16 protein-coding genes are annotated in these 14,815 nt (G+C 56.7%); 8 read left to right on the forward strand and 8 right to left on the reverse strand.

The genetic code is table 11. The annotated features are described in order from the left end of the window. The first annotated feature begins 125 nt into the window (after positions 1-125). Both P398_RS0106175 and P398_RS0106180 read left to right on the forward strand, forming a co-directional pair. Positions 126-524: a hypothetical protein gene (locus P398_RS0106175; protein ID WP_024370603.1), complete on the forward strand. Its 399-nt coding sequence runs from the start codon at positions 126-128 to the stop codon at positions 522-524. A gap of 56 nt (positions 525-580) precedes the next feature. Beyond that, positions 581-781 (forward strand): CsbD family protein, encoded by a 201-nt coding sequence (locus tag P398_RS0106180; protein WP_024370602.1) that lies wholly within the window; start codon positions 581-583, stop codon positions 779-781. A 29-nt stretch (positions 782-810) separates the two neighbouring features. Here P398_RS0106180 and P398_RS0106185 read toward each other — a convergent pair whose 3' ends face one another. From P398_RS0106185 to P398_RS0106220, 8 genes are all read right to left on the reverse strand, one after another. Next, positions 811-1,737, reverse strand: a complete 927-nt coding sequence (locus tag P398_RS0106185; protein ID WP_029334478.1) for a CAP domain-containing protein — start codon at positions 1,735-1,737, stop codon at positions 811-813. A gap of 111 nt (positions 1,738-1,848) precedes the next feature. After that, on the reverse strand, positions 1,849-3,027 hold the full coding sequence (locus tag P398_RS0106190) for an exo-beta-N-acetylmuramidase NamZ family protein (protein WP_235263471.1): 1,179 nt from the start codon (positions 3,025-3,027) through the stop codon (positions 1,849-1,851). A gap of 225 nt (positions 3,028-3,252) precedes the next feature. Beyond that, positions 3,253-4,809, reverse strand: a complete 1,557-nt coding sequence (locus P398_RS0106195; protein WP_029334480.1) for a C39 family peptidase — start codon at positions 4,807-4,809, stop codon at positions 3,253-3,255. Positions 4,810-4,917: 108 nt separating this feature from the next. Beyond that, positions 4,918-5,676 (reverse strand): hypothetical protein, encoded by a 759-nt coding sequence (locus P398_RS0106200; protein ID WP_029334481.1) that lies wholly within the window; start codon positions 5,674-5,676, stop codon positions 4,918-4,920. Continuing rightward, on the reverse strand, positions 5,673-6,518 hold the full coding sequence (locus P398_RS0106205; protein ID WP_029334482.1) for an ABC transporter ATP-binding protein: 846 nt from the start codon (positions 6,516-6,518) through the stop codon (positions 5,673-5,675). The genes P398_RS0106200 and P398_RS0106205 overlap by 4 nt, the downstream gene beginning before the upstream one ends. Further along, on the reverse strand, positions 6,515-6,721 hold the full coding sequence (locus P398_RS0106210) for a PLD nuclease N-terminal domain-containing protein (protein WP_024370596.1): 207 nt from the start codon (positions 6,719-6,721) through the stop codon (positions 6,515-6,517). The genes P398_RS0106205 and P398_RS0106210 overlap by 4 nt, the downstream gene beginning before the upstream one ends. Before the next feature lie 108 nt (positions 6,722-6,829). Beyond that, positions 6,830-7,243, reverse strand: coding sequence for a universal stress protein (locus P398_RS0106215; protein WP_029334483.1), 414 nt, complete (start codon positions 7,241-7,243; stop codon positions 6,830-6,832). A gap of 71 nt (positions 7,244-7,314) precedes the next feature. Continuing rightward, on the reverse strand, positions 7,315-8,796 hold the full coding sequence (locus tag P398_RS0106220) for a SulP family inorganic anion transporter (protein WP_029334484.1): 1,482 nt from the start codon (positions 8,794-8,796) through the stop codon (positions 7,315-7,317). A 224-nt stretch (positions 8,797-9,020) separates the two neighbouring features. Between P398_RS0106220 and P398_RS0106225 the strand changes: the two genes are divergently transcribed. Genes P398_RS0106225 through P398_RS0106250 form a run of 6 tightly spaced genes read left to right on the forward strand, consistent with a single transcriptional unit; the run spans position 9,021 to position 14,744 of the window. Continuing rightward, positions 9,021-9,338 carry an ArsR/SmtB family transcription factor gene (locus P398_RS0106225; RefSeq protein WP_034798959.1) on the forward strand — a complete coding sequence of 106 codons (318 nt, stop codon included), beginning with the start codon at positions 9,021-9,023 and terminating at the stop codon, positions 9,336-9,338. Between the two features lie 13 nt (positions 9,339-9,351). After that, the gene (gene arsD / locus P398_RS0106230) at positions 9,352-9,711 is read left to right on the forward strand and encodes an arsenite efflux transporter metallochaperone ArsD (RefSeq protein ID WP_029334486.1); all 360 of its coding nucleotides are present in this window, start codon (positions 9,352-9,354) and stop codon (positions 9,709-9,711) included. Positions 9,712-9,722: 11 nt separating this feature from the next. Further along, a complete protein-coding gene (gene arsA / locus P398_RS0106235; protein ID WP_029334487.1) occupies positions 9,723-11,480 on the forward strand; it encodes an arsenical pump-driving ATPase in 1,758 nt (585 codons plus the stop codon). Further along, positions 11,477-11,755 carry a Fe-S cluster assembly protein HesB gene (locus P398_RS0106240; protein WP_029334488.1) on the forward strand — a complete coding sequence of 93 codons (279 nt, stop codon included), beginning with the start codon at positions 11,477-11,479 and terminating at the stop codon, positions 11,753-11,755. Before arsA ends, P398_RS0106240 begins: the two co-directional genes overlap by 4 nt. Positions 11,756-11,785: 30 nt before the next feature. Continuing rightward, positions 11,786-13,072, forward strand: a complete 1,287-nt coding sequence (locus P398_RS0106245; RefSeq protein ID WP_034798965.1) for an arsenic transporter — start codon at positions 11,786-11,788, stop codon at positions 13,070-13,072. 13 nt (positions 13,073-13,085) lie between these two features. Continuing rightward, positions 13,086-14,744: an FAD-dependent oxidoreductase gene (locus P398_RS0106250; protein ID WP_029334490.1), complete on the forward strand. Its 1,659-nt coding sequence runs from the start codon at positions 13,086-13,088 to the stop codon at positions 14,742-14,744. The last annotated feature ends 71 nt before the right edge of the window (positions 14,745-14,815 follow it).

Genomic DNA, 14,815 nt, shown 5'->3' on the forward strand with positions numbered 1-14,815 from the left:
TCCTTTCAAGTGGAAACCCATACAGAGATTTGTTCCCGTTTGCAGGGATTTTGAACGCCTTGTCGAATGAAAAACAATAGTCGGAGTATTCAGACAACTATTGGAAGACGAAGTGAGGGATCGGCATGAAAGGTTGGCAGTTCAATAAAGAAGAATCGGCGGAGAAATTCCCCGACGAGATGGCGTGGTCGTTGTTTTGTACGGTCGAGCCGAAACGGATGGATACGACGCTCCCGTTTTATTATGACGAGTCGGTGTTCCGGTTTTCGAACGGAAGCGAGTCGTTCTATTTCAAAGTGTCCCCGAGCTATCACGAATTCGAGGTGAACGTCAAAGACGAGCGCGGCGAGCTGCTCTATTACCAACTGCTCCGCACCGTCGGTAAAGTTGAAGTGCTCGAGGACCGTCGTGACCACGGGGAACTGTTGATCGTCATGAGCGAGGACCGCGAACGCACGGTGACGACGATCGAGCTGACCGTCCGACCGCGATTCCGCGTCCTCGTCAAAGAGCACTATGTTTGAGTTTTCCTCACAGTGGTACATGAATTAGACATGACACCACAAGGAGGACATCACACATGAGTAAAGACGGATTGAACAAAAAAGTTGATGGATTGATTGATAAGGCGGCAGGCAAAGCGAAAGAAGCGGCCGGCAAGGCGACGGATAACCGTTCGCTCGAGCGTGAAGGGAAGAAAGACCAAGTGAAAGGCACGGCAAAAGAAAAGACCGGCCAGGCGCAGCAGAACCTGGACAGTCTGAAAAACGATCGTCGTTAAGTTGAACGGGCTCCCGCAGAGCCCGTTTTTCATTTAGTCAAAAATACTTGGACGTGAATTGTCTGACCTTGCGCATTTTTCGCCGCACCGACCCCGAGGTGGGTGAAGCGGGCGTTCAAGATGTTGGCACGGTGCCCGCTCGAGTTCATCCAGGCCCGGACGGCCGCAGCCGGATCGCTTGAGGCCATATAGATGTTCTCGCCCCAACCGCGATAGCTGACGTTATAGGCGTCGAGTGTGTCACCCGGGCTCCCGTTCTCACGGAGCTGGTGGGAGAACTGACCCGTGCGCGCCATCTCGTCGGCCCGGACTTGGGCGACACGGTTCGCTTCCGCCGAGGCACCGAGAACCGACAGACCGGCCGCCTGGCGTTCCTTGTTCGTCTCGCTCAAGACGGACACGGTCGTAGGTGCGGTGAACGTGACGTGTTTCGCCATCAAGTAGCCCGTTTGCGTCCCGACTTTCACTTTGTACCAACGGGTCGGACCGGTGTAGCGGTAGCTGATCGTCTCGAACTTCGTGCCTTGGCGGAGGAAGGCGAGGTTCGACGAGACGGTCGAGGCGCCCGACTTCAAGTACACGCTCGATGGCGCGACATATGCCGTCTGTTTATAAGCGACCTCAGCCGTCGACAGCTTCACGTAGGCGGCAGGGACGTAGGCGAACCCGGCGCCCCATTGAATCTTGTACCACGGCGTGCCGTTGACGTTGAACGACGTCCGCACCGTCATCGTGCCGTTCCGGGGAATCAGACCGAGCCGGGCGGCCGAGAGGGACGGCGTCTTACGGACCGGCAGTTGACTGATGCCGGTGACGCTCCCTTTCGTGTTGACGGCGGTTTCCGTATAAGCGGCCTCGACACTTGCCGGTTCGAGCGGAAGTGGGGACGTCGACGGGGTGAACGTGAGCGTCGCCGCGAGAGCGGCGGATGTGAGGAGTGCGATTGGTTTTTTCAAGGGGATGGCTCCTTTTCGAATAATCTATCCTTATAATATATTGAAGAGGGGATTAGTGGGTATTACCATTTCGTTACAAAACAGGCAGGCTCAGATGAGCCTGCCTCGTCTTCATTTATACAACAAATATTCTTTCCGAATCGGTAAGAACGCGTCACGCTCGGCATCGACTTTCGCCATGATTGCCTCGAGCGGCTCGCCGGCGAGGATCATGTCCTTCACGTAGGTGTTCCCGGTCAACTTCGTGATGAAGTCGTTCGCGAGGAACTCGAACTCGTCCGGATACAAGTCGTGGGCCGTCTTCACCATGGCGATGCCGGTCTTGACCGCTTCGAACTTCGTCGGCTCGGTGACGTACACTTCGACGCCGTGCGACAGTTTGCCCGCGTTCTTCGAGAACGTCGGCGTGAACGAGGCGGCGCGGAACGTGACGCCAGGAAGGTCGAGGTCGTTCAACGTCTTGGCGTACTCATGTGCTTTGATATACGGTGCACCGATCAACTCGAACGGCTTCGTCGTGCCGCGACCTTCCGATAGGTTCGTCCCTTCGAATAGCCCGGTCGCCGGATAGACGTTGACCGTGTCGGTCGTCGGCATGTTCGGTGACGGCATGACGAACGGGAGGCCCGTGTCCTCATACAGCATCGAGCGTTTCCAGCCTTTCATTTTGACGACCTCGAGGTCAGCTTGAATCTGATACTCCGTGTTGAACAAGCCGGCGAGTTCGCCGACGGTCATACCGTGTTTGAGCGGGATCGGATAGAGGCCGATGAAGCTCGAGTAGGCCGGGTCGAGCACAGGTCCGTCGACACGGAGACCGCCTTGCGGGTTCGGCCGGTCGAGGACGATGAACGGGATGTCGTTCTCGGCTGCGGCTTCCATCGCGTACGCCATCGTGTAAATGTACGTGTAGTACCGTGTGCCGACGTCTTGGATGTCGAAGACGAGCACGTCGACGTCCGCAAGCATCTCCGGTGTCGGTTTCCGCGTCGCCCCGTATAGACTGTAGACGGGGAGGCCGGTCACTTCATCGATATACGAGCTGACAGTGGCCCCGGCCTGGGCGTCACCGCGCACGCCGTGCTCCGGACCGTAGAGCGCCGTCAGTTCGAAGCTGTCCGCGTTGTGGAACAAGTCGACGATGCTCGTCATCGACGAGTCGACGCCGGTCGGGTTCGTGATCAAGCCGACGCGTTTGCCGTCGAGTAGTGATGTGTCGGCCATGAGCCGTTCGACCCCGAGCTCGACTTTAGGCTTCTTCGGCACAGATTTCGCGTCCGTCTCGAGCATGACGAGCGACGAGGTGATGAGCGTCAAGGCGGCGACGCCTCCAATCCATTTCTTCATAACAATTCCTCCTTCATAAAATGTAAGCGCTTTACTAATTTAGTTGAAGTGTAACATTCTGTATTTTTAATTCAATATAATTTAATAAAAATAGGAAATTTTATTTCTTAAATTGGTTCAGATTACCTAAAAAAAGAGCCAGACGTGTGAGCGTCTGACTCCTGTTTCTTAGCGGACGGACAACGCCTTCCAGCCAGTCGCGCCCATGACGGCGCTCACTTGTGATTTCGAGATCACAAGGCGGCCGCGGTACGGGTCGTTGATGTAGAGGTTGGTTTTGTCGTAGCCTGTCGCGAGCATAACGTGATAGTTCAAGAAGCCGGTGAACTTCTGGTTCGATGTCGTGTACCAGTTGAAGTGACCGTACGGCGTCTTAAAGTCGACGCTCGCCCAGACGATGACCGGGTTACCCATCGCCAGCTCGCGCTCGATCGAGGCGAGCCCTTGCCCGGTGAGATCTTTCACCGGACGATATTTGCTCGAGAAGCCAATCATCCCTTTCGGATAGATGCCATAGTTCCGATACTTGCCGAGCGTGCCTTTCGGGTCGCCGGTGAACATGACGTTCGGGTCGACCCAGCGGTACAACCGATTCTCATAGCGAGCGTTCCACATGCTTTTCGGCATCTCTCGATAGAGCGTCTCGGCGCTGACGAGCCGTCCTTTCTTCTCGAGCGCCATTTTGAGCGAGAAGAACTCGCAGCCGGACGGATAACCCATCTGGAACTGACGATAGAGCGGGACGTTCATCTTGTAGACGGATAAGGCAGGGGCATAGGCGCCGCGGCTGCCGAACGTGGCGTTGCCGACGCGCTTGTTTTTATACATGACCCCGGACGCATCGAAGAAGTACCAGTTGCCGTTAATCAACTGCCAATCCGTTTTCTTCGTGAGAGCGGGCGCGAAGTATTCGTATTGGGTCGTGTACTTCCAACCAGTCTCACGGACGCCGGTCGAATGGAAGTGATAGGTGACCCCGTCGAGCGTTTGTTTGCCGCGTAACCGGTAGCCGTACGTCGGATGCAGGCCGTACACTTTCCCGCCGATCGTCTGAAGGCCTTGACGGCGCACACCGTCCGTCCCGAAGAAATAGACGTTCGTCCCGTACGTCTGCCAGCCGGTCGCCACTTTTCCATTCGTGAGGAACAGATACTTCTGTCCGCTCACGGTGTACATGCCGGTGCGGATGATGCCGTCAGCGAACAGATAGTGCCGGTTCCCGTTGATCGTCTGCCACCCGGTCAGAAGGACGCCGTTCGGGGCGAAGTAGTGACGGTTGCCGGAGACGGTCCAAAATCCGGTCAGCATGACGCCGGTCGAATGGAAGAAGTATCGTTTGCCGGACACGGTCTGCCACCCTTTTTGCATCACGCCGTCAACACTGAACAAGTACGTCTTCCCATCGATCGGCTGAAAACCGGTCGCCATCTTTCCGTCCGACTGGAGGTAGTATCGTTTCCCGTTAAGAGCGAGCCAGCCGGTGGCGAGGACACCGTCCGGATTGAAATAGTATGTAGCCTGCTCGATGAATTGCCATCCGGTGACCATGATGCCGTTCGCATCAAAGTAATACGTCTTGCCGTCAATCGTCTGCCATCCTGTCAACAGTGTCCCGTCAGCCGCCGTGTACACGGTCCCGGCCGGTGTCGTCTCGAACCCGGCCTCGGCATGAGTCGGTAAAAGCAGTACGAAACTGAGCACCGCCATCCATACATATCGCTTCATTCATGTCCCTCCATCACTCGCTAGAATTGGAATTATTTTGTAATCATTCTATACCCGAAATGATGCGGGATGAACGGATGGACAGGACCTATTTTTTTAGGACGCGCATCAGGACGATTTGCTCAAAAAGCGCAGGTACTTCGATGCAAGGTATAGACAGAGTCCGACGAGCAACAGCCCGCTCAATAACGCCCAAAGCGGATTCACTTCGAACAGAAGCACTTCCCCTGACAAGCCGCCGAGCCGCCACGGTAACCAGTCCCACTCGAGCCAACTGATGAGGAGCGACAAGACGAGATGGCTCCCGAGCGTGATGACGAGTGCGACGAGGCCGCTTTCAAGCAGTGCCGCGAACAAGAAGAAAATCGAGAGTTGGACGATGAAATGGGCGATCAACAGCCCGGTCGACACGAGGAAGTCTGTCACATTGAACGTGTCGAAGAGGATGAACGTATAATACGCTGCCGTTCCTTGTGCGAGTAAAAGCGAGACGGTCGAAAGGAGCGTGTAGTGTCCCCATTTACTGACGACGATGCGCGTCGCCGGGATGTTCAATGATTTCAGCCAGGCGAGCGTACCGAGTGTCCGTTCTTGGCTGAACGTATGCATCGCCGACAACAGGACGACGAGCAGACCGATTTGCCGTAACTGTTCACCGGCCGACAACAGCACCTCGGCCGGTGAAGGCGCGGGGATCTCGATGACGGCGCCTTCCGGCAAGTTGCCACCGGCTGCCAAAATATCGGGTAAGAAGTAGAGCGTGAGCGGTTGCATCGCGGCGAGCAACATGAGCGCGACTGGCACCCAGATGAGCCGTTTGTTGCGCCACGACTCGTTCCATTCTTGTTTAAAGATGGCGGTCTTCATGCGTTCACCTCCAAAAAGAGCGATTCGAGCGAAGGATGGCCGACGTGAAGCGACTGCAGGCGTAACTCGTGGTCGAGGATCGTCTTCAAGATGGCTCGCTCCGTCACCTCTTTCGCTGACGTCTCGAGTTCCCACGACGTCCCGGAGCGTGTGACACGAATCACGCCTGGGAGCGCGGTCCAGACGTCCATTGACGTCGGATCGTCGAACAGTCGAAGTTGAATCGACGACTTCGATCCGAGCAAATCCGTGACCGTCCCTTCCATGAGCAGTTTGCCTTGCCGTAGCAACAGCACCCAGTCGCTCGCCTCCTCGGCGTCCGGCAAGACGTGTGTCGAATACAGAATCATCCGTTCTCGCTTCAAGTCGCTCAACAGATCGAGCACTTCACGGCGTCCGCGCGGGTCGAGCGCCGACACCGGCTCATCTAGGAGCAATAGTTCCGGGTCATGGACGAGCGCTTGGGCGATGCCGAGCCGTTGCCGCATCCCGCCGGACAGCTGTGCCGCGGGCCGGTCGACCGGGTCGAGACCGACACGGGCGAGCAGTTTCAACGGATCCGGTTTCGTTCCCGTCAGTTCACCCGCGTAGCGAATCGTCTCGACCGGGGTGAGCGATGGATAAAGCGCCGGGCGCTGCGGCAAATAGCCGACCCGGATGTTGTCATGGCCGATGAGTTCACCGGACGTCGGCGTCGTCACGCGCGCCATCATGTTGAGCAGCGTCGTCTTACCAGCCCCGTTCTCGCCGAGGAGTGACGTACAGCCGGGGCGGAGCGAGAAACTGACGTCGTCAAGCGCGGTGAACGTGCCGAACCGTTTCGTGAGTTGGTGCACTTTCATCGTTTCGTCCGTCCCCAGAGGAAGTAGATGATCGGACCGAGTATGTTCATGAACAAGATGACGAGCAGCCATACCCACTTCGGACCGTTCGTCTCGTTTCGCTTGAATAGATCGATCAAGGCGAACGTCAACAAGACGAGCTGCAAGATGAGCAGCGGTAACAAGATCAGCAATAACATGCCGGGGTCGTTTGCGATTTCCATATAAGTCCCTCCTTATTCAAAACATTCTTTACTCCATTCCACATCTGGCGGTCAGTTCCTGTATCGGACACAAAAAATCCCTTTCTCGCAATGGAGAAAGGGCCGTGTTCATTTGACGATGATGACAGGGGCGAGCGCCCGCTTGGCGAGCTTGTGGCTGACGCTGCCGAGCACGAACTCTTGGAACGCGTTCAACCCGCGCGATCCGACGACGACGTACTCGTACGGCTCGTGGTTGGCGTATTTGACGAGCTCGACGTCCGGCTCACCACGGAGCTCGATATACTCATACTCGACACCTTCTGTTTCGATCAAGTCGAAGAGCGGCTGCAACATGCGTTTCCGTTTCGTCTCGAGGTCGATCTTGCCTGTCGAGTTGAGCGCGGCTTCTTTCGACTCTTTCGCGCTGACGACGTGAACGAGATCGATCGAAGCGTTTGACGCCTTGGCGAGTTGAATCGCTTTCTCAAGCGCTCGTTTTGAGTGGGCAGAACCGTCTGCCGCGATAAATACCTTTCCCATACAAGTCCTCCTCTTTCAGACAGTCTCTTTTTAGTATATGCGATTGACCGACGTGACGGATAGAAATTTCATCAATGTCCGGCGTTCGCATCTTGTTGCTTCAAATGCAGTGCGAGCGTGTTGAGCAGCTTCTCCGAGTCTTTGTTCAAGTTCAACAGTTCCGGTTCGATGCCGAGCGCGCGGTATTTGAAGACGATTTTATCGATGGCTTCGATGGCCGAGTCGTCCCACAGATGCGTGTTGATGAAGTCGATCGTCACGTGCTTGATGCCAGCTTCCGCGTCTTCTTCAAGATCGAATCGGGTGACGAAATCGGACGTCGAGGCGAAGAACAGTTGTCCGTTCACTGTGTAACGGGCGCGATCTTGCTCCACTTCACGGTCAAGCTCGACTTTCGAGATTTTCGCAGCGAAGAGGATCGCCGCCGTCAAAATCCCGGCGAACACACCGAGCGACAAGTCGTGCGTGATGACCGTCACGAGTACCGTGACGAGCATGACGACCGTGTCCGATTTTTGGGCCGTCCGGAGACGCTTGAGTGAACCCCAATCAAACGTCGCGTATGATACGAAGAACATGACGCCGACGAGGGCGCCGATCGGGATGAGCATTAAAATGTCGCTCATCGTCATGATCATGATGAACAAGGCGAGTCCGGCGACGAACGTCGACAGGCGGCCGCGTGCCCCGGACGAGACGTTGATGACCGATTGGCCAATCATCGCGCAACCTGGCATCCCGCCGAAGAAACCGGCGATGATGTTGGCGATGCCTTGACCTTTCGATTCGCGGTTCTTATTCGAATCCGTACCGGTCATGTCGTCGACGATTTGTGCCGTCAAGAGCGACTCGATCAATCCGACGAATGCGAGGGAGATCGAGTAAGGGAGGATGATCATCAACGTCTCAAACGTCAACGGGACGTTCGGGAATAAAAATTCCGGCAGCGTTGCGGAGATCGTCCCCATGTCGCTAATGTTTTTCGTCTCGAGCCCGAGCGTGACCGCCAAAATCGTCATGACGACGATGGCGACGAGCGGCGCCGGGATGACTTTGTTGATGCGCGGGAACAAGAAGATGATGGCGAGCGATCCGGCGACGAGCGCCCAAATGATCCAGCTCTCACCTTCAAAGTTCGTCAACTGCGCCTGGAAGATTAAGATCGCCAAGGCGTTGACGAAGCCGACCATGACGGCACGCGGGATGAATTTCATCAACCGGGCGATGCCGAAGTAACCGAGCGCGATTTGAATGATCCCGGCGAGTATCCCGGCAGCGAGTAAATACTGCAACCCGTAATCGGCGACGAGCGAGACGATGACGAGCGCCATCGCACCGGTCGCGGCCGAAATCATGGCCGGCCGACCCCCAGCGATCGAGATGACCATCGCGATGATGAACGAGGCGTAAAGCCCGACCATCGGATCGACACCGGCGATGAGGGAGAACGCGATCGCCTCGGGGATGAGGGCGAGCGCGACGACGAATCCCGCCAATACGTCGGCCCGGACGTTTCCGAGCCAATCTTGTCTTACTGTATTTAGTTTTTCCAAAAGAACACACCTCTCTATATATTTTTGACTTTGACCTCCGAGTCTCACGAAGATCAAACGTCGCATTATATGAAAGAAGTCGTTCGACCGACACATGTTTTCACAACGTCGTTTATCATACCCAACTTTTTCAGGAAAGACAATTGCTTCTCGTTAAAAACTATGTTAATTTCATAACGTAAAGGTTATATAACGATTTAGTTATACGATAAAGGAGAATGAAGATGCATACAGCAGAAGAGTTGAGCAAGGTGCTCAAAGTGCTCGGCGACGCGACGCGGTTGACGATGTTGAAACAGATGCAAGACGGCGAACAATGCGCCTGCAGTTTCGTCGACTGCTTCGACATCTCACAGCCGGCCATCAGCCGTCACTTGAAGATGATGCGGCAAGCGGGGCTTCTTTTGGAGCGCCGCGACAAACAGTGGATCCACTATCGATTGAACGAGACGAGCCCGTTTTATCCGATCGTCATCGAGTTATTGAACAACGTTGAGACGGACGTGGCGGACTGTGGCTGTGAGACCGACTGTGCCATTTAAGGGGGAAACGAAAATGAAACTAGAAGTGTTCGAACCGGCCATGTGCTGTCCGACCGGACTGTGCGGTCCGTCGATCGACCCAGAACTGACGCGCATCGCGACCGTCCATTACGTGTTGAAACAACGTGGCTTTGACGTCGCCCGTTACAATCTCGCCTCAGAACCGAACCGCTTCGTCGAGAACGCGCACGTGCAAGCCGAGATCGCGAAAGGGCTTGATACGCTTCCGCTCACCGTCATCGACGGCACAATCGTCAAGCGCGGCGCCTATTTGACGAACGATGAGATCGCCGAACTGACGGGACTGCCGGTCACGGCGTTCGCAAAACAAGACGGAGAGAAGCCGAAAGTGCGCATCACGCTCAAAAAATAAGGAGGATGCTTATGGACCGCTTTGATTTTCAGACGATCGAGCCGACCCGTTACGTGTTTTTGACGGGAAAAGGCGGCGTCGGCAAGACGTCGACCGCATCAAGTCTTGCCTTGACGCTCGCTGACCGCGGCAAGCGCATTTTGCTTGTCTCGACCGACCCGGCGAGCAATCTGCAGGACGTGTTCGAGATGGAACTTGACGAGACGCCGCGGACGGTGCCTGGCACCGCGCTCTCGATTGCGAATTTCGACCCGGAAGAGGCGGCCAAACAGTATATGGAACGCATGGTCGGACCGTATCGCGGCGTGCTCCCGGACGTCGCCATCCAGTCGATGGAAGAACAGCTGTCTGGCGCCTGTACGGTCGAGATTGCGGCGTTCGACCAGTTCACCGAGCTGTTGACGTCAGAAAAGGCGAGGGAGGCGTACGATCATGTCATCTTTGATACGGCGCCGACCGGGCATACGTTGCGGTTATTGACGTTGCCGAGTGCGTGGGATGAATTTTTAGAGACGAACACGACCGGTGCGTCTTGCCTCGGTCCGCTCGCAGGTCTTGCGGATAAGCAAAACCAATATAAGCAAGCGGTCGAGACGTTGTCGAACGGAGAGAAGACGACGTTGCTCCTCGTTGCCCGCCCTGAAGTCTCGACGCTCGTCGAGGCGGCACGGGCCGCGACCGAGCTTCACGCCATCGGGATCGAGCGGATGCAACTCGTCATCAACGGCGTCGTCGCATTAGAAGAAGGGACAGACCGCTATACGAAACGGTTCATCGAACGGCAACAACAAGCGCTCGGCGAACTTCCAGAAGCCGTCGCCCATCTCGAGACGTTCACGCTCCCGTATGCGTACGAGAACTTGGTCGGCGTGCCGGCCTTACGCCGCTGGGTGAACGGGGAGACGGTCTCCGTCCCGGACAAGACGTATGACGCGAGCCGTTACGGCTCGATCGATACGCTCGTCGATGCGATGGAAGCGGACGGACCGAGCGTCGTCATGACGATGGGGAAAGGTGGGGTCGGCAAGACGACACTCGCCTCGCTCATTGCCGTCGCACTCAGCGAACGGGGCCATGCGGTCCACTTGACGACGACCGACCCGGCGGCGCACGTCGCCTTCACGATCGGCGAAGACGTGCCGTCGACGTTCACGGTCGACGCGATCGACCCGAAAGTCGAGATCGAGAAGTACCGGATGGACGTGTTCCGGGAAGCTGGGGACATGAACGACGAGCAACGCATGATGCTCGAAGAGGACTTGCGTTCGCCGTGCACCGAGGAGATCGCCGTCTTCCGCGCCTTCGCCGATCAAGTGGCGAAAGCGAAAGACCGCTTCGTCGTCATCGACACGGCGCCGACCGGTCATACGCTTCTCCTCTTGGACGCGACCGAGAGCTATCACCGTGAGCTCGAACGCTCGACTGGTGTCGTCCCGGAAGCGGTGCGTGATTTGTTGCCGAAGCTTCGTGACCCGAAACAGACGCACGTCGTCATCACGACGCTCCCAGAGGCGACACCGGTGTATGAAGCGGAACGTCTCGTCGTCGATTTGAAACGGGCCGAGATTCACCCGTTCGCCTGGGTCGTCAACCAATCGTTCACCCCGCTCGACGTGACGAGCAAGCTGCTGACGGCGAAAATCGCGAGCGAGTCACCGTGGCTTGAACGTGTGCACGCGTATCCACGCCCGACATTGTTATCGTGGCAAGAACAATTGCCGGTCGGTTATCCGGCACTATCCCAACTACTCAAGGAGGAAGTCAAATGAACGTTACAAATGAAGCGATCGACTTTATGAAAGCGGCACTGACCGAGGAAGAAACGAAAGCGGTCCGCATCTGCACAGAAACAGGGTGCTGTGGTCCGACGCTCGGTCTGGTCGTCGCCGCGCCAGAAGCGACGGACGACGTCAAAGACTTCGATGGACTCACGTTCGCCGTTGCCAAAGACGCCGAGACGATGGCCGAGAACGTCACGCTCGACGTCGAGTCGACCGAAGACGGCGCGAGCCTCGTGCTCCGTGGTCTGCAGCAGACTTGCTAAAAAAATAGAGAATTATTGGAGGAACTCATTGTGCAGTGGATCGCTAGTATCATTTTTTTGGTGACACTTTTCCTCATCATCAAGCAACCGAAAGGCCTCGGCATCGGTTACTCGGCGATGGGGATGGCGGCCATCGCCCTCATCACCGGGGTCGTCAATTTCGATGACGTCGGAACGGTGTGGGGCATCATTTGGAACGCGACGTTCACCTTTATCGCCATCATCGTCATCTCGCTCATCTTGGATGAGATTGGATTTTTCGAATGGGCCGCTCTACATATGGCTCGCATCGCAAAAGGCGGCGGCGTCAAGCTGTTCGTCTATATCACGCTACTCGGCGCACTCGTCGCGGCGCTGTTCGCGAACGACGGGGCGGCGCTCATTTTGACGCCGATCGTCCTCGCGATGGTGCGGGCGCTCAAGCTGCCGGACGCGGTCGTATTGGCGTACGTCATGGCGTCTGGATTCATCGCCGACACGGCGAGTCTCCCGTTCGTCGTCTCGAACCTCGTCAACATCGTCTCGGCCGACTTCTTCGGCATCGGGTTCGCCGAATATGCGTCCCGGATGGTGTTCGTCAACTTCTTCGCCGTCGCTGGAAGCTTGCTCGTGTTGTACTTGTACTTCAAGAAAGATATCCCGAAACAGTACGACTTGTCCAAACTCGCCGTGCCGGCCTCGGTCATTAAAGACCATAAGATGTTCCGCCTGTCGTGGGTCGTGCTCGCCCTGCTCGTCATCGGCTATTTCACGAGTGACATCGTCGGCATCCCGGTCTCGCTCGTCGCAGGCGTCATCTCGCTGTTCTTCCTCATCATGGCGAACCGTTCACCGGCCGTGCCGACTCGGTCCGTCCTGCGCGGGGCGCCTTGGGCGATCGTTTTCTTCTCGCTCGGCATGTACATCGTCGTCTATGGGTTGCAAAACGCTGGACTCACGCAAGTGCTCGCTAACTTCATTGACTGGTTCGCCGTCAACGCGTTCACGGCGACGTTCGGGATGGGCTTCTTAGCCGCTATCTTGTCATCAGTCATGAACAACATGCCGACCGTCATGATCGACGCGCTCGCCATCGATTTGACGAATACGTCAGGTCAGATTCGAGAAGCATTGATTTATGCGAACGTCATCGGGTCCGACCTCGGTCCGAAGATCACACCGATCGGGTCGCTCGCGACGCTGCTCTGGCTTCACGTGCTCCGGTCGAAAGGACTGAAGATTGGTTGGGGACAGTACTTTAAAGTCGGGATCATCTTGACGGTCCCAACGCTTGCGATCACGTTACTTGGACTATATATCAGCCTACTACTTTACTAAGGAGTGTTTTTTTATGAAATTGGTCATCATTGGTTCAGTCGCTGCCGGGACGTCGGTCGCGGCGAAGGCACGTCGAAATAACGAAGACGCACAAATCACGATTTACGACCGCGATTACGACATCTCGTACTCTGGTTGCGGCATTCCGTATTACGTCGGCGGCGAAGTCGAATCGCGCGATGATTTGACCCCGCGTGACGCGGCTTTCTTCAAGAAGCGCTATCAGCTTGATGTGTTGACGCGCCATAACGTGACGGCGATCGACAAGGACGCACAGACGCTCACAGTCGAGAACCTCGAGACGGGGGAGACGTTCACGGACACGTATGACCGACTCGTCCTCGCCACCGGCGCCTCGAGCATCATCCCGCCGATCCCGGGTGTCGACTCGGACAACGTCTTCCCGATCCGGAACATCCAGAACGCGGAAGCGACACGAAACTTCGTCGATGCGACGAACCCGAAACATGCGACGATCATCGGGGCCGGGTTCATCGGGCTCGAAATGGCCGAGCAGCTCAAGCTGCGCGGTGTCGACGTCACGGTCATCGAACGCATCCCGCAAGTGATGCCGCCGCTCGACAAGGACATGGCGTGCCGCGTCGAAGAGCATCTCGAGAAGAACGGCATCGAGCTGTTGCTCGGCGAGACGGTGACGGAGCTCGTCGGGGAAGGGCACGTCGAACGTGTCGTCACGGAGAGCGGCAAGACGATTGACACGGACCTCGTCATCCTGTCGGTCGGTGTGCGGCCGAACACGGAACTCGCCAAGTCGATCGGCGTCACGATCGGCGAGACGGGCGCGATCGCAATCAACGAGAGGATGGAGACGAACGTCGACAACGTCTACGCGGCCGGTGACGTCGCTGAAAGCTTCTCACTCGTGACAGGTAAGCCGATTTGGCGTCCGCTCGGTTCGACGGCGAACAAGATGGGCCGTGCCCTCGGCGACTTGTTGACGGGCGGCGACCTCGAGCATCGCGGTATCCTCGGGACGGGCATCTTCAAAGTGTTCGGCCTAGCCGTCGCGCAGACGGGTCTCTCGGAGCGGGAAGCCCGTGAGCTCGGCTATGATGTCGAAGTGCTCCATAACACGAAGCCGGACAAACCGGCCTATATGGGCGGGAAAGATTTGACGATCAAAGCGATCGGCGACCGGGCGACACGCCAGTTGCTCGGTGTTCAAATCGTCGGCTTTGAAGGGGTCGACAAGCGCATCGATGTCTTCGTCACGGCGATGACGTTCAAGGCGAAAGTCGATGACTTGTTCCACCTCGACCTCGCGTACGCACCGCCGTTCTCGACGACGAAAGACCCGGTCATGTATACGGGCATGGTGCTCGCGAACAGCATGGACGAAGCGGCGCGCCTCATCACGCCGGCAGAGTTGCAGAAGCGGATCGATGCGGGCGAAGATATGCAAGTCATCGATACGCGTAAAGCGGCGCAGTTTGAGAAGGCGTGCGTCGACTGCGCGGTCAACGTTCCGCTCGGCGATTTGCGCACAGCGGCTAAAGACATGGACAAAGACAAGCCGACCGTCGTCTACTGCAACGGCGGGGTGACGGGGAACGCGGCGCAAAACGTGCTTCGTAACCTCGGGTTCACCGACGTGTACAATTTGTCAGGCGGCAACAAGAACTATCAATTGTTCAAGAAGTACGGGAATTGACCCAGACGGCGTCCGAGTGATTCGGGCGCCGTTTTTTGGTTTATAAAGAAGGATCTAGCGCTCGTCCTTTG

The organism is Exiguobacterium aurantiacum DSM 6208, assembly GCF_000702585.1.
GTDB classification, from domain to species: Bacteria; Bacillota; Bacilli; order Exiguobacteriales; family Exiguobacteriaceae; genus Exiguobacterium; species Exiguobacterium aurantiacum.